The sequence below is a fragment of the Comamonas sp. Z3 genome (genome assembly GCF_008121565.1).
In the GTDB taxonomy this organism is placed as follows: domain Bacteria; phylum Pseudomonadota; class Gammaproteobacteria; order Burkholderiales; family Burkholderiaceae_C; genus Comamonas; species Comamonas brasiliensis.
The window spans coordinates 191,913-209,034 of the sequence record NZ_VOQU01000009.1; the positions used below are offsets into that span (position 1 = coordinate 191,913).

At 56.3% G+C, this 17,122-nt stretch carries 17 protein-coding genes and 3 pseudogenes; 9 read left to right on the plus strand and 11 right to left on the minus strand.

Annotation, left to right across the window (positions count from 1 at the left end; all coding sequences use genetic code 11):
- Positions 1 to 293: 293 nt before the first annotated feature.
- The 4 genes and pseudogenes from FSY59_RS24385 to FSY59_RS24400 form a co-directional block, all read left to right on the plus strand.
- Complete coding sequence (locus FSY59_RS24385; protein WP_043374568.1) at positions 294 to 1,271, plus strand: tripartite tricarboxylate transporter substrate binding protein; 978 nt, start codon at positions 294 to 296, stop codon at positions 1,269 to 1,271.
- Between the two features lie 24 nt (positions 1,272 to 1,295).
- Positions 1,296 to 1,823, plus strand: coding sequence for a cupin domain-containing protein (locus FSY59_RS24390; protein ID WP_043374566.1), 528 nt, complete (start codon positions 1,296 to 1,298; stop codon positions 1,821 to 1,823).
- Positions 1,824 to 1,861: 38 nt separating this feature from the next.
- Positions 1,862 to 2,734, plus strand: a complete 873-nt coding sequence (locus FSY59_RS24395; protein WP_043376735.1) for an amidohydrolase — start codon at positions 1,862 to 1,864, stop codon at positions 2,732 to 2,734.
- 121 nt (positions 2,735 to 2,855) lie between these two features.
- Positions 2,856 to 3,745: pseudogene (locus tag FSY59_RS24400) on the plus strand (IS3 family transposase); the annotation flags it as partial.
- Between the two features lie 2 nt (positions 3,746 to 3,747).
- On the opposite strand, the pseudogene FSY59_RS24405 reads toward FSY59_RS24400, so the two are convergent.
- A pseudogene (locus FSY59_RS24405) lies at positions 3,748 to 4,246 on the minus strand (electron transfer flavoprotein subunit alpha/FixB family protein); the annotation flags it as partial.
- A gap of 146 nt (positions 4,247 to 4,392) precedes the next feature.
- Here FSY59_RS24405 and FSY59_RS24410 point away from each other — a divergent pair.
- Positions 4,393 to 4,824 (plus strand): hypothetical protein, encoded by a 432-nt coding sequence (locus FSY59_RS24410; RefSeq protein WP_229227501.1) that lies wholly within the window; start codon positions 4,393 to 4,395, stop codon positions 4,822 to 4,824.
- 1,178 nt (positions 4,825 to 6,002) lie between these two features.
- Here the strand turns inward: FSY59_RS24410 and FSY59_RS24420 are convergent.
- Together FSY59_RS24420 and FSY59_RS27455 are read right to left on the minus strand one after the other, a co-directional pair.
- Positions 6,003 to 6,200 carry a hypothetical protein gene (locus FSY59_RS24420; RefSeq protein ID WP_003066295.1) on the minus strand — a complete coding sequence of 66 codons (198 nt, stop codon included), beginning with the start codon at positions 6,198 to 6,200 and terminating at the stop codon, positions 6,003 to 6,005.
- Positions 6,201 to 6,232: 32 nt separating this feature from the next.
- Complete coding sequence (locus tag FSY59_RS27455) at positions 6,233 to 6,370, minus strand: hypothetical protein (RefSeq protein WP_003066298.1); 138 nt, start codon at positions 6,368 to 6,370, stop codon at positions 6,233 to 6,235.
- A 166-nt stretch (positions 6,371 to 6,536) separates the two neighbouring features.
- Here FSY59_RS27455 and FSY59_RS24425 point away from each other — a divergent pair, with 166 nt between their 5' ends.
- Entirely contained in the window at positions 6,537 to 6,797 is a 261-nt protein-coding gene (locus FSY59_RS24425) for a hypothetical protein (RefSeq protein WP_043374557.1), read from the plus strand.
- Between the two features lie 35 nt (positions 6,798 to 6,832).
- Here the strand turns inward: FSY59_RS24425 and FSY59_RS24430 are convergent, their stop codons facing one another.
- The 7 genes from FSY59_RS24430 to FSY59_RS24460 form a co-directional block, all read right to left on the minus strand.
- Positions 6,833 to 7,078, minus strand: a complete 246-nt coding sequence (locus tag FSY59_RS24430) for a hypothetical protein (protein ID WP_223305745.1) — start codon at positions 7,076 to 7,078, stop codon at positions 6,833 to 6,835.
- A gap of 1,433 nt (positions 7,079 to 8,511) precedes the next feature.
- Positions 8,512 to 9,189, minus strand: coding sequence for a carboxymuconolactone decarboxylase family protein (locus FSY59_RS24435; protein WP_043376732.1), 678 nt, complete (start codon positions 9,187 to 9,189; stop codon positions 8,512 to 8,514).
- A 97-nt stretch (positions 9,190 to 9,286) separates the two neighbouring features.
- Complete coding sequence (locus FSY59_RS24440) at positions 9,287 to 9,787, minus strand: cupin domain-containing protein (protein WP_043374555.1); 501 nt, start codon at positions 9,785 to 9,787, stop codon at positions 9,287 to 9,289.
- Between the two features lie 17 nt (positions 9,788 to 9,804).
- Positions 9,805 to 10,575: an SDR family NAD(P)-dependent oxidoreductase gene (locus FSY59_RS24445; protein WP_043374552.1), complete on the minus strand. Its 771-nt coding sequence runs from the start codon at positions 10,573 to 10,575 to the stop codon at positions 9,805 to 9,807.
- Positions 10,576 to 10,594: 19 nt separating this feature from the next.
- Positions 10,595 to 11,005 (minus strand): cupin domain-containing protein, encoded by a 411-nt coding sequence (locus tag FSY59_RS24450; RefSeq protein WP_043374549.1) that lies wholly within the window; start codon positions 11,003 to 11,005, stop codon positions 10,595 to 10,597.
- 41 nt (positions 11,006 to 11,046) lie between these two features.
- The gene (locus FSY59_RS24455) at positions 11,047 to 11,403 is read right to left on the minus strand and encodes a cyclophilin-like fold protein (protein WP_043374546.1); all 357 of its coding nucleotides are present in this window, start codon (positions 11,401 to 11,403) and stop codon (positions 11,047 to 11,049) included.
- A 56-nt stretch (positions 11,404 to 11,459) separates the two neighbouring features.
- Positions 11,460 to 12,554: an alpha/beta hydrolase gene (locus tag FSY59_RS24460; protein WP_148729819.1), complete on the minus strand. Its 1,095-nt coding sequence runs from the start codon at positions 12,552 to 12,554 to the stop codon at positions 11,460 to 11,462.
- A gap of 225 nt (positions 12,555 to 12,779) precedes the next feature.
- Here FSY59_RS24460 and FSY59_RS24465 point away from each other — a divergent pair, with 225 nt between their 5' ends.
- Positions 12,780 to 13,679: a LysR family transcriptional regulator gene (locus tag FSY59_RS24465; protein WP_043374544.1), complete on the plus strand. Its 900-nt coding sequence runs from the start codon at positions 12,780 to 12,782 to the stop codon at positions 13,677 to 13,679.
- Between the two features lie 186 nt (positions 13,680 to 13,865).
- Entirely contained in the window at positions 13,866 to 14,606 is a 741-nt protein-coding gene (locus FSY59_RS24470; protein WP_043374542.1) for an SDR family oxidoreductase, read from the plus strand.
- 389 nt (positions 14,607 to 14,995) lie between these two features.
- Here FSY59_RS24470 and FSY59_RS24475 read toward each other — a convergent pair whose 3' ends face one another.
- Positions 14,996 to 16,021, minus strand: a complete 1,026-nt coding sequence (locus FSY59_RS24475; protein WP_043374539.1) for an IS110 family transposase — start codon at positions 16,019 to 16,021, stop codon at positions 14,996 to 14,998.
- Positions 16,022 to 16,199: 178 nt separating this feature from the next.
- Here FSY59_RS24475 and FSY59_RS24480 point away from each other — a divergent pair.
- A pseudogene (locus FSY59_RS24480) lies at positions 16,200 to 16,922 on the plus strand (IS5 family transposase).
- Positions 16,923 to 17,122 lie beyond the last annotated feature (200 nt).

A 17,122-nucleotide genomic window follows, 5' to 3' on the forward strand; every position in this document is an offset into this window, starting at 1 on the left:
CGTCGCACTGATTTTGCATTTCGATTCGTCTAGGGGTGGCAAGGTTGGGACGGTCTTCAACCTCAACATCAAATGGGTCTGTATGTCTCTAACTTAGTGTGAGACGTGCTGTGCGGCAGTGCGCTGCGTGTCATGGGAGTTAGTGCATGGAGCGGATGGCAGATTCCTTTTTTCGATACAGCGAATTGCCACTGCCACATTGCCGGGCGTGTGGCACCCGACCAGAATTGACTACTAAACAAATATCCGCAGTTCGTTGTTGCGGATATCGACAACCGTATAGGAGACTCTCCATGATGACCTCCCAGGCCGCAGCGGCCCTAGCCTTATCGTTAGTGTGGAGCTCTGTTCCGCTACAAGCGCAGGCACAAGCTTCGCGTGATTTTCCAAGTCGGCCTATCAGGATGGTTGTACCTTTCCCGGCTGGCGGTCCTACTGATTTGCTGGCCCGCGTCGTTGGGCAGCGTATGGGTGAATTGGTGCGCCAGCCGATCGTCGTTGACAACAAGCCAGGCGCAAATACCATCATCGGCGCTGACGTCGTTGCGAAGGCAGTGCCAGATGGATATACGCTGCTGATGGCTATCGACAATACGCTGGTGATGAATCAGTATCTCTACTCCAAGCTGCCCTACGATCCCATCAATGACTTCGAGCCAATAGGCAAAGTAGCCACCACGCCGTTGGTCGTTATGACCAATCAGGCAGGGCCTGATTCAATGCAAGTGCTGCTGTCACGAACCAAGGCTGACCCCACTGCAATTAGCTACGGTTTTGGAACTTTCACATCCCAGCTTTCTGGTGAACTCCTCAAGCGCGTGCTAGGAAAGGATGTGGTTTCTGCGTCCTACAAGGGCAGTGCTGGGACAACCCAAGGCCTACTTTCCAAGGACATCACCTTTACTATCGACGGAATCACGACGGCCATGCCCCATTTCGCGAAGGGCACGTTAAAGCCGTTGGCTCGTCTGAGCGCAAAACCCATCCCCTCGCTGCCGGCCGTGCCGTCTATGTCCGATGTGGGTATCAAGCTGCCCGATATCGATGTATGGATGGCGTTGCTGGCGCCAAAGGGAACTCCGGCCGCCGTGGTGGAAAAGCTTAACCAGGCGCTGATGCAGGCCCTTGCCTCGAAGGACGTACAGGAAAAGCTCCTGGGCGCTGGCCTGATGGCGGACGTCAGCTCGCCACAGGCGCTGCGAAGTTTTATGGCCTCGGAAGCGGCGCGCTGGCGTCCGGTCATCGCGGAAGCCGGCATCAGGATCGATTGAATCTCACCACGAAGGTATTTCACCATGAGCATCACCACCCCCCAGTCCCAAAGCTTCGCACCGATCGTCCATAGCGCCGCCGAATGGCGCGCGGAGATGGCTCGCCTTTCCAAGCCGGGCCAACCCAGCTTCTTTCATATCCGTGCCCAACTGCCGAAAGAGGGGCGGACTAATCAGGTGCTGGGCGCCTCGCGCTACATGAACGTGGTGCTTAAGACCTATGCCAGCGGGGGAGAGAACGAGATCCACGCCCATTCCAATGAAGACCATGTGTTCGTTGTCCTGCAGGGCGGCGCAGTGTTCCACGGGCCTAACGGCGAAACGCGTGAGGTCGGCAAGAACGACTGCGTTCTGCTGCCGGCCGGAGCTTTCTACTGGTTCCAGGCCAAAGAAGGCGAGGGTGCCCTAGTGATGCTGCGCATCGGCGCGCACATCGATCCCAGCAGCGACGTGCTCGCGCGCATCGACCTCGCAGGAAAGCCTTTCGACGGCTATTCGGAGAGGAACAAGGAGGTGCCGGTGGTGCTCCATGAGGACAAGGTCTTTGAGTGACCGCCCTCCTTCTAACAACGACTATGCAAGCGCCTGAGATGATTCCACTGTGCCAGCCTCCCTATCCTGTTGCTCGCAAGCCTCGGCTGATCTGCCCGCCGGGTACGGCGGACTGCCATGTGCATGTCTACGGTCCTGCCGAGCGCTATCCCGTCGCCCCAACGCGTGCTTTCGATGTGCCCGAGGCCCTGCCCAGCCAACTGCGGGCGCTGCACGACGTCCTGGGTGTCCAGCGCCTAGTCCTCGTGCAGCCCAGTGGCTACGGCACTGACAACCGGCGCCATCTGGATGCGATGGCCGATATGGGGCGGCCGACGCGCGCCATCGTCACGCTGCGTGCTGATGTGCCGGACGTCGAACTGGACCGTATGCATGAAGCTGGAGTGCGCGGCGTGCGCTACAACATTGGCCATGCTGGCGCAGTGCCAGTGTCCGAGATGCCCGTGCTTGCGGCACGCATAGCTCGCTTGGGCTGGCATGTCCAGCTACATGTCATGGATGACGAGGGGCGCGCCCCTCTTGCCGAGATGGAGTCGACGCTGCGCGAATTATCCACGGATGTCGTGATTGACCACATGGGCTCGCTCAGGCCAAGCGAGGGCCTGGGACAGCCCGGATTCCAGTCTTTGCTGAGGCTGGTCGATACAGGGCGTTGCTGGGTCAAACTTTCCTGCGGCTACCGCATGTCGGCCTTGCCGCCGCCCTACGAAGACATGCTGCCCTATGTGCAGGCGCTGCTGGCTGCCCGGCCAGACCGTCTGGTATGGGGCAGCGACTGGCCGCACGTTTCGTTCAAGGGCCGTATGCCCAATACAACGGACCTGCTGGACCAGATGCTGGCCTGGGTGCCCGAAGAGGCGCAGCGCCAGCGGATCTTGGTGCGCAACCCTGAGCTCCTCTACGGGTTCTGAGTAGTTCGGACTGTAGCCGCTGGTCTGAACTCTCATAAAACTACATGAGAGCCATATCCATGCTCTGACTTCGGGGGATGCAGATGAAATCTTGGATTACTGAGAATTAGTTCATGTATTCATACGAATCAGCGTGGTGGCGCTTTACATCAAGCTAGGCGAACGAGTCGCGGCAACCATCCCGCAGTTGGGCTATCCCACCAAGAATTCGCTCAAGGGCTGAAACCGCGAGTATGAGAAGGATTGGGACTTGAAGACCGCGGTTGTTCGGCCGCCGAAGTTTACCCGTTAGCAAAAAGGCTCGGGCGTTCGAGCACTATCTGACGCACGGGACTGCGTTGCATTCACCATCAAAGAGCCGGTTGCCCGGGACGGGCCTCTCTCCACGCTTGGGTTCAGTAGCTCAATCTCCGAACTAGGCCACGCGTGCTTGGTGCGTCTTTAAACGAGCAAAAGCACGCGGCGGTGCTTACGCAGTGCACGCGTCAAGGAAGCGCCCAAGCCATCGCTGACGACGTTGGCATGTGCCGAAAGACGCTGTACAACTGGCGCGATGAACTATTGGGGCCAGAGGCTCTCGCACCGATGAAACGCTTCAATGATTCTTCAACCGGTTCGGAGCTGCCCCAGCTGGAACAGCAACTCCAGACGCTACGCCGTGAAGTGAGACGATTGCAGTTGGAACAGGAGCTATTGAAGACGGCGAGTGAGCTCCTAAAAAAGAACCAGAGCATCGACCTTCATCTCCTGAGCAATCGTAAGAAGGCACTTCTGGTTGATGCCCTGCGCCATGCGTACTTGCTTGCTGAGTTGCTCGCCTCGCTAGTGCTGGCTCGCAGCTCGTACTTCTACCATCGAGCTCGGCTCAACGCAGGCGAGAAGTATGTCGCTGTGCGCCGAACGATCACCGACATCTTCGAACGCGACCATAGCTGCTATGTCTACCGTCGCATCCAGGCCTCACTGGTCAGGCAATGCGTGTGGATCTCGGAGAAGGTGGTTCGGCGCCTGTAGTTGATCGCCACGATCACCTTCGAGTCCTTCATACCCGCCAGATGCTGGATCGCACCCGAGATGCCACAGGCAATGTACAACTGAGGCGCCACGATCTTGCCCGTCTGGCCCACTTGCAGGTCGTTGGGCGCGTAGCCCGCATCGACAGCCGCACGGCTGACACCGATGACCGCAGCCAGCTTGTCGGCCAGGGGGGGTGATCACTTCGGTGAACTTCTCGGCCGAGCCCAGAGCACGGCCGTCGGAGACGATGATCTTTGCTGCCGTCAGTTCGGAACGGTCGCTCTTGGTCACTTCGCTGCCCACAAAGGAGCTCTTGCCGCTGTCGGCCACGGCAGCCGCCGTTTCCACCGCCGCAGAGCCGCCAGTGGCAGCCGCTGCGTTAAAGCCGGTGTTACGCACGGTGATGACCTTGACTGCATCGGCGGACTGTACGGTGGCAATGGCGTTGCCCGCGTAGATGGGGCGCTCAAAGGTGTCGGCAGAGTCGACCTTGGTAGGCTCCAAAAGAAATAGCCCGCTTATGATAGGCAATGGTTTTCCACTAAGAATTGAAATAATTCGACTTGCTAGGCTTTAGAGAATGTCTTGGGTGCTATCAAAATGAGATAGTTAAATCGCGTTTTAGTGAAGCGTTGCAAGCCATGAGAACTAAAGCTATTGCGGTTGGCGTCGCAGCAATTTGCGCTTCGTCATTTGCTTTGGAGTGCTTTGGGCAAAACTCCAATGTTGTCGCTGATGAAGTCAACAAAGCAGCCTCGGAGTCTTTGAAGACTTATCGACTACATGGTTTAGCCGGGTTGAAAGAGTCAGTGGCTGAATGCTGGCTACAGCCGCGTGATTTCTGCCTTTACTTGGACGTGGCAGCACAGCGCATTGCAGCGACTAGAGCCCGCAGAGATACTGCGCTTGACATGTATTTCTTCACATCAGCATCGCTGGAGCGTGCTCATGCATGGCTGTCGCCGAATGCTCGCGGCCCCGTGTCCAATATCCAGTACCTCTATGCCGTAGAGCAAATAATGGACAGCATCTTGAGCGCCCAGCAGGAAAAGGTGATCTACAGCGGTCAATAACTCTCGGCAGGAGCCTACTTCAATCGCTGCATGGCCTTTTCACCCAACCACTCGGCATGCTGAGGGAGAGGTGTTGCCAGCCAGCCGCAAATGATGAATTCGCGGTTAGCTTTGCGGGAGTTCTTCTCATTGAGTCACTTTCTTACTGTTGGCAGTGTCGCGAATGATCATGCTCTTGCGCATCGGGCCTCCATCAACAAAATAGCCCGCACTCATGCGATCTGTCAGATGAACTAGTTAGTCAAGAAGCGGTCCAAGATGAACTAGTTAGTCAAGAAGCGGTCCAACAAGAACTCACTCTGACTTTGGAGTGAGTAGCCTAGAGGCTTCACTTTCTTTGGGGGTGCCATGAAAGTGCTTATTGTGATTGCCGTCCTCGCCAGTGCGCTCACCGGCTGTGCAGTGATGCCGAAGCCTGAATTTGTCTCGATGGCTGATCAGCGATCTAGTTGTGCAATGGGATCCATGAACATGGGGGGCGACATTGGTCGATGGATGTATGGCCCTGATAGGCAGCCATGGACAGGTGGAGATGGTCCATTCTTTGTTCGCAGCAACATATAGCGCGGATTGATTCCTGTCCGAATCAAGCAGAACGAATGAGGCATGCATCGTCATGCAGGTGGTTTCTTGCTGACCTAATCCTTGTATGCAGTGCTTCGCCAAGGGGCGCGACTCATTTGCTTATGGCTCCTCTCTAACGCACTTCACGATACTCTCACTGACCCAAATAGCTTTCATCCCAGGACACTGCCAGGCACTAACGGCTGCCTTTTTGAAGGACGCAGCAGCTTTGTCGAGTCCCGTTCCTGATTCAGCTTTGCAGCCTGCCAAAACTAAGCAGGCCGCAAGGATCGCTAGGCAGCTCAGTATGAAGCCTCGAGCGAGGGCTAGGTTGCGCTTCCTGCATCGCCTCGACGGTAAGTGCTCAAGCTGGATTGGTGGCTTGGTCATAAGCCTTTGTCTCTTTTTAATTGGAGTGAACTCAATCGCATTCATTGCACACCTTGAGGCCTACCGCTCGCTAGTGGACGGCTGTAGTGCAGGTTCTCAGACAACGGGTTGAAAAATTGGGTTTGAATCAAGCTATTGCGCCGAATGCTTCAATGGCTATTGTCTATATTTTGGGTCGATGAAGAAGTAAGCACCTTCTTTGGTGAGGTCTTGTGGATGTCAAATTACGGGCTTTCCTTCAAACATTGCACAGTCTTGGCGTCCAGCCATTCGGCGTGCATGCCTGGGCAGGCGAATTCATCGCGCAGGCTCCGGGTAATACTTTGGGGTTCATCGGCTTGGGCATCAGGCGCGGCCAACCAGGCCGCGAGAAGTAGGGCGCCAACTATGACAAGCACAGAATCAACAATCGTCTTCAGCATGAGGATCTCCTTGTAGCTTCAAAGCTGAATGCTCAGAGGGGCCAGGCTTCTGGCGTGAGTGCGATCACCACGGCCGCGCCGACGAGGCAGAAGAGGCCGAAGACGGTGAGGCCCCATTGGGCGGCGAGCAGCAGCATTGTCGTCGGGGTATTAGTTCGTGATGAGTGCATGGAGTCTCCTGAGGGCAAAAAAAAGCCCGCGAGCAGTTGCTGCGGGCTTGAAGAAAAAGCCGGTGACCTTTCGGGTCTGCGTGGGGAATGGTTCAGAGATGGTGGGAAGAAATAAGCCCCATGCACGGCTGGAAACTAGAATGGGTCAACAGACTGGAGGTGCTTCATGACCCAGGAGGAATCTGGCGCATTCGCTGCGTTGTCCATGATCTTAACGGCAGTCGTCAAGGTGCTTCCACCAGAGACTGCGCATCAGGTGGCGAGAGAGCTGCGCGCTGCACAGCTGGATGCCAAGCATCAGGACGGGCCTGATAGAACGGACCCTGAATTCAGGCTTGGCCGCGATCACTTGGTGAATGCGTATCGCGAGCTTCTCAATAACGTGGCCGAGGGCAACGTCTACCTTGTCGGTGGTGTGAAGAAGTAAATCTGACTTGCCATCTGGCGTGACCACTGTCGCATCTAGCGGCACGAGACATTGCGCCAGGTGAATTTGCCGTCGTTGAAGAACTCAGTCCATACCGACATGATGGGCGCCTGGCGGTACGAGAACGTAATCTGGTTAGGAATCTTTGGCCCTAATGCAGCCAGCTGGCCGTTCTTGTCGAAGACTTTGACGATGTAAAGCGTGACGCCTCCGTCCTCATCGGTGTTCAGGACTACGCGGTAGTCCTTGGTGAAGAGATCCCAGTCAAAATGTTTCGTCACATATGTATGCATGCGTACATAGGCGCGGTTTGCGTGCTTGGCAGCAGGATTAACTTTCTTCATGAGGACACTCCCTACATCTCAGAGACTGGCCGCAGAACCTGCGAGCTGACGTTTCTTTGTGAGTCCGTCTTGTTGTAACTCGCAGATGTAAGCAGGTATGTAGGCGCTTACAGATTGAGCGATTGGATACCTTTGATTCAACTTGTGATATCTGTGGAACCTCAAACGGTGCACCCTCCCTTCGCGGTTGTCATCTTTCTTTGATGAGGTTGCCGAGCTAAATGGTGCGTGACTGCGTGTCTCAAAAAGAAAAGCCCGCGAGCAGGTGCTGCGGGCTTTGAATAGAGGGCCGATGACCTTTCGAGTCATGCCCAGGGAAAGATTGAGGGGGGGCCTAAGCTCGGCGTAATAGGTGGATTGAGTCGAATTCTGCATGACGCTTTTGAGGCAAACAAGACGAACTCGACTTACACCAAAGAGGGTAGAACCATCTGGCGTGACCACTGTCGTTCACGACGCGGAAGCCGCGCCGTGCTCCCAATAGCTGGTGGCTCAGGCGAATTCCTGCGATGTCATATCTGCTCGAGCAGTCACGCCGGATGGACCTGAACTCAGGATAAAAAAAGCCACCTTGTGGGTGGCGCAAGAGGCTCCACCTACGTCCTAATAGCTGGGCCCAACGCGAATGCTACTGGAATCGCGTCACTAGCTGCAGACTGTTGCTGCGTAATTCATTACGAGGTGTACGGACACGCAAATTCCCCTCACTGTTGTGGATCCTTTAGAGCCCAGCGGGTCGGCACATACATGAGCTTGCTGGCAGTTCATCGTGCAAGCGCATCAGTCTGGAGCAGTCCGCCTATAAGGCAGCATGCTAAAGAAATCGAAGACGTTTGGTTCAGCGGTGTGTTGGCTAGTCTTCGACGTTGCATATTTCGACGCACAGACGAACTTTGTGGCCGATGTTCGCACCACGTATGTCCCAAATAAAGTGAAGCACATCCTTTACACGTAGGAACTGTCCTGTCTGGGGCTCAGGGTGCCATCTGGCATTTCTAAATCCATTCCAACTCATCTTGTCTCCGATGGTGAAGGGTTGAAATGGTGTTGATGACTCAAGGTGGACGACCGGCTCGCTCTTAATTGAGTCCTGTGAAATTTCGAGGTGATAGGTAATGGGGCGTACCAGCATCTTTGCCTCAGCTTGGCTTGAAGTTTTCTCTACCTATGCTTGCATGAGTACTCCTAGTATGCAAATAGCAATTTCATTGATTCTTGCTTGGTGCACACATCGCAATCTGGCAAGTTACGCATAGCGCTGTGATTGGATTTGTCTCGCGCGCTGCGCAATTGACAGGATCATTACCACTCGTACAACCAAGACTGAGGCATCGCCCCTCCAACGCTGCGAAGGCTGGGTGGCACCATCATCATTTGCCCTTGACGGTTGCGAGGTGGCTATCTAACGCTAGTGTTGCCCTGCCGGCCATGTCTGCATCTGCACGAGAACACAGCACCTGAATGAGTTGGCGTAACTGACCAGCCGTCAGACCTACGTTCATGCTGATGCGCATGTGAGCTTGCAGCTGGGAATCTGTGCCCGGAAGAGCCGAGAGCATACCCACGGTCGCCAGTTCTCGACTCTGCCAATCCAGGTTGTCTCGCTCAAATATGTCACCGAACAGATGGGTGCGCAGGTATTCATTCGCCACGGGGGCGAAATCGAACAACGGCCCTTGCACCGCGCCGCCCGAGAGTTTGGTCTGATTGGCTGTGCCCACATCTAGCAGGGCGTCGCCCTTGGGAATTGTGCGGCTTGGTTCGCGGCCTGGGGCATCCTGGATGCCGCGTTGCTTTCGAACCTCCAGAACCTTCATCAGCTCGCCCAGTGCATTGAGGCTACGTGGAAAGCCTGCATAAGCGTAGAGCTGCACCAAGATTTCTCGGGTGTCGCTCACCGTCATGCCTGCATCCAGTCCCTGATGGAGAGAGGAGTTCAGCTTGGCCATGTCACCCGCTGCAGCGAACGCTGCAATCGGAACGATAGCTTGCTGGCGTGCAGTGAGCGTCTCTGAAACGCTAGAGGCGCTGGCTGTGTTTGGATTCATAGGTTGGCTCTCCTTGGCCTGCGCGACCTCAACGCCGATTGCCGCCACCCCAACGACCAACGTCAGTGCTGCTGTTTTCAGTTTGTCTTTTTGCGCTTTAATGGGCATGGTATTGCTCATCGGTGACCTTCTCCATCCAAGTGACGTTCTTACTATCCACCGTGCCAGTCACGGCCAAGTGAGTCATCGCGGTACTGGGCGCCGCGCCATGCCAGTGCTTGACGCCTGGCGGGCACCACACCACATCACCAGCACGGATGACCTGAACCGGTTTGCCCCATTCCTGGGTCAGTCCCACGCCCGAAATCACCACCAACTGCTGCCCTGCAGGGTGCGTATGCCAGGCCGAGCGTGCGCCAGGCTCGAAAGTGACAAGGCCACCAGAAGCATTGATGTTCTTGTCAGCAGGCCACACCGGGTCGATACGGGCACGGCCGGTGAAGAAATCGGCTGGCCCGGCTACAGAAGCTTGATCGCCAGAGCGTATGATCTTCTGAGCAGCTACAGATGCTTGCAACTGCGGTTCTACAGCGAAGGCCACGGGTGCAGCATGCGCGATGATCGCGTAAAGCAAGAGTCTCTTGAACTGATCTTTCATGTGATTTCCTCTTGATATTAGCGAGCCGTGTAACCGCCATCGACTGGCAATGCGACGCCGACGATAAAACTGGCGGCGCTACTACAAAGCCACAGCACCGCGTTGGCGATCTCCTGGGCTGTGCCCAGGCGGTTGATGGGGACGTCCTTCATCATTTCTTGCATGACTGCGGTTTCGCCTTGCAGCATCCCTGCCACCATGGGCGTCTCCACGATACCTGGACAGATGGCGTTGATACGAATGCCACGGGCGGCATATTCAAGGGCGGCACTCTTGGTCAGGCCAAGCACACCGTGCTTGGCCGCGTGGTAGGCGGCGCGACCTGGCACTCCCACAAGGCCACCTAGCGACGAGTTGTTGACAATTGCACCGCTGCCTTGCTTCCGCATCTGGATGAGCTGGTACTTCATGCACAACCACACACCACGCAGATTGATGCCATTGATGCGATCGAATACCTCACTCTCGACATCGGCAGTATCGACGGCTGGGCTTTGAATCCCCGCGTTGTTAAACGCCGCGTCAAGACGCCCGAAGGTGGATACCGTTTGCTCAACAAGCAATTTCACAAAGGTCTCATCGGACACATCACCCGCGATGCCGAGAACACGGTGGCCTGCAGCCTTCAGCTCTTCGATGGCGGCAGTCAGGGCATCGGCCCGTATGTCCGAAAGAACCACTGACGCGCCGGCCTCGGCGAATGCGCGCGCCGTAGCCAGCCCCATACCTGATGCGGCCCCCGTTATCAGTGCGACCTGACCTTTGCAGTTGTAGTTGACGTTGTGCATAGTGCTATTCCTGCTGACTTCAGGGCTTCGATGGGCCCACAAAATACTGTGCGTCGGTGACGTGCTCCAGCCACTCGACGTTTTTGCCATCGAGCGCTTCTTGGATGGCGATATGGGTCATGGCAGTGGTGGCAGAAGCTCCATGCCAGTGCTTGTGGCCCGGTGGACACCAGATCACATCACCTGCACGAATCTCAACGATGGACTCACCTTCGCACTGCGTCCAACCGCAGCCGGCGGTCACGATCAATGTTTGACCTAGCGGATGGGTGTGCCAGGCGGTGCGCGCCCCCGGCTCGAAGGTGACCGCCGCACACGAGACACGGGAAGGCGCCGGTGCGGCGTTCAGCGGGTCAATGCGGACCGTTCCGGTGAACCACTCGGCTGGACCTTTTACCGATGGCTGAGAGCCTGCGCGTTTGAGTTGCATGTCATTTCCTTTCGCTGTTGAAGGGCGGTTGCATAGGAGTGTCAGTCCTTGCGGACAATCTCGATAAGCGCCGTCAATGGCCCAGGGCCACGAAGCAAGCTCATGTCGCCCGTGATGTGGCCAAGCTTGACCAGGCCGTTGGCGTGGCCAAAGCCTTTGTAGAAGATGGCCAGGTTGCCCCAGGGGGCGTAGTAGGTGATATCGCCGATCGAAGGCGTCATACCCTTCGGTTCACCAGCAGTCGAAAGCTTGGCCGGCAGCGGTGCTATCTTCTCGGTGGCGGCATAGTCGTCCAGCGTTAGCGTCAGGGGAAGCAATGCCAGAAAATCACGTGCGGCCCCGCTATTGACCACGATCGCGGCAATAGGCTGTTCGTTGATGGTCAGTTGGATGTCCATGGCGGCTGCTCCTTCTTGGCGGGTATCTGTGCCGTCGGCCCGGCGACACCTTTGGCTTATTTCAGGTTGTCTGTGAAGAACGACGTCAGCTTGTCAAATGGGATGACGTCCAGGCGGTCGTAGAGGTCTGTGTGGGTGGCACCGGGGATGATCACCAGTTCCTTCGGTTCTGCAGCAGCTGCATAGGCCGTTTCGCTGAAGTAGCGCGAGTGAGCCTTTTCACCGTGGACGAGCAGTAGTGGACGCGGCGAGATTTCTGCGACGTAGGTGAGGATGGGCAGGTTCATGAACGACAGTGGCGTAGTGAGGGTCCACGATGCGTTCGAGTTAATGGCACGATGGTGGAAGCCGCGCTTCTTGTCCTTGTAGTAGGCTGCATACTCGACCACGAACTGCGACTCGCCGCCCTGTAGTTCGAGCGAGACCGGACCATAGGCTGGAGTTCCCTGTTCGGCGTCCGCCCAGCGTTGCTGGCTGAGTTGCTCCAGGGCTTTCGTGCGCTGCTCGGGCGTCGTGCTGTCAAAGTAGCCCTTAGACATGACGCGGGTCATGTCGTACATCGTGCTGGCGGCAACCGCCTTGATACGCTTGTCTACGGCGGCAGCGCCAAGAGCCATACCACCCCAGCCGCAGATACCCAGAATGCCAATTCGACCTCGGTCAACAACGGATTGCAGCCCCAGAAAATCAACGGCTGCGCTGAAGTCCTCAATGTTGATGTCAGGTGAGGCCACGTTGCGGGGCTCGCCGCCGCTCTCTCCAGTGAAGGAAGGATCGAATGCCAATGTGGCGAAGCCGCGCTCGGCCATCGTCTGCGCATACAGGCCAGATGACTGCTCTTTCACGGCGCCGAACGGGCCGCTGACTGCGATAGCTGCGAGCTTGCCTTTGGTGCTCTTGGGCAGGTAAAGGTCTCCCACCAAAGTGAAGCCGTATCGGTTCTTAAAAGTCACCTTCTGGTGATCAACCTTGTCGCTCTTGGGGAAGGTCTTGTCCCATTCTTGCGTCAGTTGCATGTGATTTACCTCTTTGATGGTGTTGGGCGCTGCACTTGCTAGTCCAGGAATGCCTGCAAGCAAAACGGCAGACCCGGCGAGGGCTGCAGAGTGCATGAAGTTGCGACGGGCTACGGAGCGCTCGGCGGAACTCATTGAAGAAGGTTTGGCTACGGTTCCGTTGACCTGGATAGTCGATGACTGGTCCGTGTCGCTGACTGAATCGTTCATTTCGTGTTCCTTTGGCTAGGAGCGACCTCGACTTGGTTGCAAAGCAAGCCCAGGCCGTATCTCTCGCAAGTCCGTGCCTAAACTGTAAAGAACACAGTTATTTAGTACTAGACTGCATAATCCACATAAACATATGGCCAAATTCGATTAATGGACACTGAAAACCTCAATGACCTTTACGCCTTTCTGGCGGTGGCCCAGGAGCGCAGCTTTACCCGGGCTGCTGCACGTCTAGGCTTGTCTCAATCCACCCTAAGCCACACCGTCAGAGGACTAGAGATGAGGCTAGGTGTGCGACTGCTGACCCGCACAACCCGAAGCGTGGCTCCTACAGAGGCTGGGGAACAGTTGTTGCTGAGCGTGGGCCCAAAGCTGGAGGAAATCGCAGCCGACCTAGCAGCGGTACGTGAATACCGAGACAAGCCGACAGGAACCATTCGAATTACCGCGATTGATATCGTGGCGGATCGGCTCTTGTGGCCAAGGCTGTGTCCCTTGCTCAAGGACTATCCTGAACTTCGGATTGAGATCTCCACGGACTACAAGTTGGTGGACCTCGTGTCTGAAAGATTCGACGTTGGGGTTCGAATGGGGGACCAAGTGGCGCAGGATATGGTCGCTGTACGCATCGGGCCGGATACCCGTGCTGCTATTGCCGCATCACCTCAATACCTTGCTTCGCATGGAGTGCCACAGACTATCGATGACCTAGCTGGTCACCAAGGCATCACACTGCGGCTGAGCAGCGGCGCAATCTATGCCTGGGAACTAATCCAGGACGGAAGGGTTACACCAATCAAGGTGGACGGGCAAGTCACGTTCAGCGGCACGTACCAGATGATTCAGGCCGCAGTAGACGGGCTCGGACTGGTTTTTGCACCGGAGGATGTACTCAAGCCGCATGTTGATGCGGGTCGGCTGAACTTTGTGATGGAGGGTACTTGGCCGACCTGGCCAGGCTGGCATGTCTATTACCCGAGTAGACGGGAATCTTCTCGAGCGCTCAAACTGGTGATCGAAGCCTTGAGAGGGCCCGAGGCAGCAGCTTGACCTATTGACAATCGGACCAAGCCAGCACCAAGTACTGATATAAGAATCGCTGGTATCACAAGCGATTCATGCAGTATTTCAATAAGACCTTGCGGTGCTGGACGGCTAGTTCTATCGGCAGTCCGTCATTAATCTTCTGGTTAACCCTTGGTCACTCCCAAGGACTCACATCAGGAGAACAGAAACATGCAAGGCAAAGTCGTCATCATCACAGGTGCATCTTCAGGAATTGGCGCAGCGAGCGCAAAACTGTTGGCAGCGAAGGGGGCTAAGGTGGTCCTCGGCGCACGGCGCGAAGACAAGCTCCAGAAACTCACAGACGAGATCCGATCGTTAGGCGGCGAAGCGATTTACCAAGTGCTTGACGTCACCAAGCAAGCCGACAACGACGCCATCGTCAAACTGGCAAAAGACACCTTTGGCAAGATCGACGTCATCTTCCTCAATGCCGGTATCATGCCCAGTGCGCCGTTGTCGGCCATGAAAACCGATGATTGGCACGAAATGGTCGACATCAATATCAAAGGCGTCCTCAACGGCGTGGCAGCTGTGCTGCCGACGTTCACCGCACAGAAGTCAGGCCAGGTGATTGCGACCTCGTCTGTGGCAGGACTGAAGGCATATCCCGGTGCTGCGGTCTATGGTGGCACGAAGTGGTTTGTGCGTGAGTTCATGGAAGTCCTGCGCATCGAGTCGGCCATAGAGAAGAGCAACATTCGCACCGCCACTATCTATCCAGCAGCCATCAACACAGAGTTGTTGAACACGATCAGCGACCCGGTCACTTCGGCGGGGATGCACGCGCTGTACGAGGCGCATGGCATTTCACCTGATCGCATCGCCAGTGTCGTTGCCTTCGCCATTGAGCAACCGGCTGACACCAATGTCACCGAGTTCACCGTGGGCCCTACGACGCAGCCCTGGTAATTGGCTGTTTGCAGGCTGACGCTTGGACTTAAATAAAGGCGTTTTGCCATCTCTCGAGGCCGACGTTAGCGGGCTTCCGCTTTCAGCCTGAAGCGGAAATTTCACTTAGAGCCGCTTTTATATGGAAGCCTCCCGGATTGCAAGTAACCGTTGTGCGTGAAGAATCAGGAGGCAGGACTGCAGTCTTATATCCGGCCTGTTGTGCAGGCTGGTTGCCTGCTGGCCCTGATGGCATTCGCTAATGAGGCTCCCATCTAACACTCGAGCTGGATGCTCTTGGCTCTAATCGGAGTGTCCTCATCTCGGTCCGACCTGTCTGGCCCATCACACATTTGGGGTCGCTTGCTCTCCTTCAAAACGTCAAATTCGCAATGAATTCTTCGCGCTCTTCAGTGCGCCCCCTGCCAGGCTTGAGCACTCCACGCCTGCCCTTTGGCAAGCACAGCCCAGATGGTCCTGGCCAGCTTATTGGCAACTGCTGCAACCACTACGTTGTAGGGGCGGCGTTTGAGCAACGTCTGCAGCCACGGCCATGTGGACGCTTCGTGGCTTTTGAGCACAACAGATCTTGCCGCATGCATCAGCAGAGTTCGCAAATATGCGTCCCCACGTTTGCTGATGCCCATTTGCCGCACTCGACCACCGGTGCCGCTTTGGCGTGGCACCAATCCGACCCACGCTGAGAACTCTCTCGCGTCTTTAAACGCCTGGGCATTGCCCATGCTGGCAACAACTGCGGTTGCGGTGAGCAGGCCAATGCCAGGTATTTGAGCAATGCGCTGGCAAGCCGGGGACTCGCGCAGTTGCTGGGCGAGCCTGTGTTCGATCTGGTCGATATCCCGGCTCAGTTGATCAATGCGGCGCATCTGCTCGTTCAGGCTCTCCATCAACGTCGCTGGCAGGCGCTGAGCTGCATCAGCAAGCGCGTCTGGCAGTGCTTTGAGCAGCGCGCGATGACCTTCGGGTAGCACAAGGCCGAACTCATAGAGAATGCCTCGCAGTTCGTTGGTTTGCATGATGCGGCTCTTCATGAGCTGTGCTCGGATCCGATGCAACGACAACACGACCTGCTGCGCCTGGGTCTTCACTGGCACAAAGCGCATGCCCGGTTGGTGGCACGCTGTCCAGATCGCCTGAGCATCCGCGGCATCGGTCTTGTTGCGCTGAACGAACGGCCGGACCTTGCGCGGAGAGATCAGACGCACTTCGTGCCCCAATTGCGCCAAAGCGCGAGCCCACTCATGCGTGCCGCCGCAGGCCTCCATCACTACGAGCGATGGCGCGCGGGTGGCAAACCATTCGAGCAAGCGAGCCCGCTTGAGTTGTAGCCGTTCTATGCTGCCCGTGTCGTGCTCCACCCAATGCAACTGGAACACCTTCTTGGCGGTGTCAACCGCAATAACGGTATGGTCCATGACAGTCTCCTGTTCAGTAAGACTTCACACAGTGGCCCTGCTTGGCGCGGGGCACAAGCCTCTCAGGAGGGAGGCTTCCATACCATCTAACGCCACCTCTCTTTAAGATCAGCCAGAAGCATTTATGCTCCTGGCCCTCATGGCAAGACAACCCGTTAGCAAAGAACTGTAGCGACAGTTGTAGTCCCTGATCCCAGCCTTCACGCCTTCCGTCAAAGGTGGCGCACGTAAGCTTCACCGTGAGCGATGAAGCAGCGCTCAATGGCATTCTGTTCGTGCTGCAAACCGGCATCCCATGGGAAGACTTGCCTCAGTCCTTGGGTTACGGCAGTGGTATGACCTGCTGGCGGTGCTTGCGTGACTGGAATACCAATGGCGTCTGGCAGCGTTTGCACCAAGCCTTGCTGGTGCGTCTGCGCGAGCATGACCAGATTGATTGGAACCGAGCAAGCATAGCTGGCTCCACGGTGCCAAGCCCCCGGGTGACCAGGAAACAGGCCCTAACCCCACGGATCGAGGCAAGCTCGGCTGCAAACGGCACATCATCGTGGACGCCCGAGTTATTCCATTGGTGGGGCTGCTCAGTGGCGCCAATCGGTACGACCCCATGATGCTCGAAAGTGCATCGATGCACTCTCAGCAGTCAAGATGCGGAGTACGCCATATGCTGACCGCACCTGCGCAGCCATTGCATATCAAGCAGGACTGCTAGGCGGGGCATCGAAAACAGCAAACGCTTGGGTAAACCTCGGAGGGTAGAGGAGAGAAGCCATGCATGGTTTGGCGGCATTGGCAAGCTGCACATCCGCTTCGAACGTATGCTGAACATCCACCACGCACTGCACTGCTCATGCTGACCGCTGCCAACATTTGTTCGCGATTCGTCGAACGTTTGTGTTAGTCGGTCTTATTAACTGCAATCAATAGCTAGAAGCTGGAACGGTTACACGAAAAACAACGCACAGCTCTTTGTCGCGGTTGCTTCTCAACAAGTTTAACTGCAGCCAACATGCCATGGCATACCAGATGGCATACTGATGGTGGCTTAAAAAGAAAAAACCCTTGATAAATCAAGGGGTTAGCTTTTTGTTCTGGCGGAGG

Coding starts and splice junctions, on each gene's coding strand:
- FSY59_RS24395 (WP_043376735.1), top strand. CDS start 1,862: ATGATTCCACTGTGCCAGCCTCCCTATCCTGTTGCTCGCAAGCCTCGG.
- FSY59_RS24440 (WP_043374555.1), bottom strand. CDS start 9,787: ATGAAAGATCAGTTCAAGAGACTCTTGCTTTACGCGATCATCGCGCAT.
- FSY59_RS24435 (WP_043376732.1), bottom strand. CDS start 9,189: ATGAATCCAAACACAGCCAGCGCCTCTAGCGTTTCAGAGACGCTCACT.
- FSY59_RS24390 (WP_043374566.1), top strand. CDS start 1,296: ATGAGCATCACCACCCCCCAGTCCCAAAGCTTCGCACCGATCGTCCAT.
- FSY59_RS24470 (WP_043374542.1), top strand. CDS start 13,866: ATGCAAGGCAAAGTCGTCATCATCACAGGTGCATCTTCAGGAATTGGC.
- FSY59_RS24475 (WP_043374539.1), bottom strand. CDS start 16,021: ATGGACCATACCGTTATTGCGGTTGACACCGCCAAGAAGGTGTTCCAG.
- FSY59_RS24385 (WP_043374568.1), top strand. CDS start 294: ATGATGACCTCCCAGGCCGCAGCGGCCCTAGCCTTATCGTTAGTGTGG.
- FSY59_RS24455 (WP_043374546.1), bottom strand. CDS start 11,403: ATGGACATCCAACTGACCATCAACGAACAGCCTATTGCCGCGATCGTG.
- FSY59_RS24460 (WP_148729819.1), bottom strand. CDS start 12,554: ATGAGTTCCGCCGAGCGCTCCGTAGCCCGTCGCAACTTCATGCACTCT.
- FSY59_RS27455 (WP_003066298.1), bottom strand. CDS start 6,370: ATGCACTCATCACGAACTAATACCCCGACGACAATGCTGCTGCTCGCC.
- FSY59_RS24410 (WP_229227501.1), top strand. CDS start 4,393: ATGAGAACTAAAGCTATTGCGGTTGGCGTCGCAGCAATTTGCGCTTCG.
- FSY59_RS24420 (WP_003066295.1), bottom strand. CDS start 6,200: ATGCTGAAGACGATTGTTGATTCTGTGCTTGTCATAGTTGGCGCCCTA.
- FSY59_RS24445 (WP_043374552.1), bottom strand. CDS start 10,575: ATGCACAACGTCAACTACAACTGCAAAGGTCAGGTCGCACTGATAACG.
- FSY59_RS24450 (WP_043374549.1), bottom strand. CDS start 11,005: ATGCAACTCAAACGCGCAGGCTCTCAGCCATCGGTAAAAGGTCCAGCC.
- FSY59_RS24425 (WP_043374557.1), top strand. CDS start 6,537: ATGACCCAGGAGGAATCTGGCGCATTCGCTGCGTTGTCCATGATCTTA.
- FSY59_RS24465 (WP_043374544.1), top strand. CDS start 12,780: ATGGACACTGAAAACCTCAATGACCTTTACGCCTTTCTGGCGGTGGCC.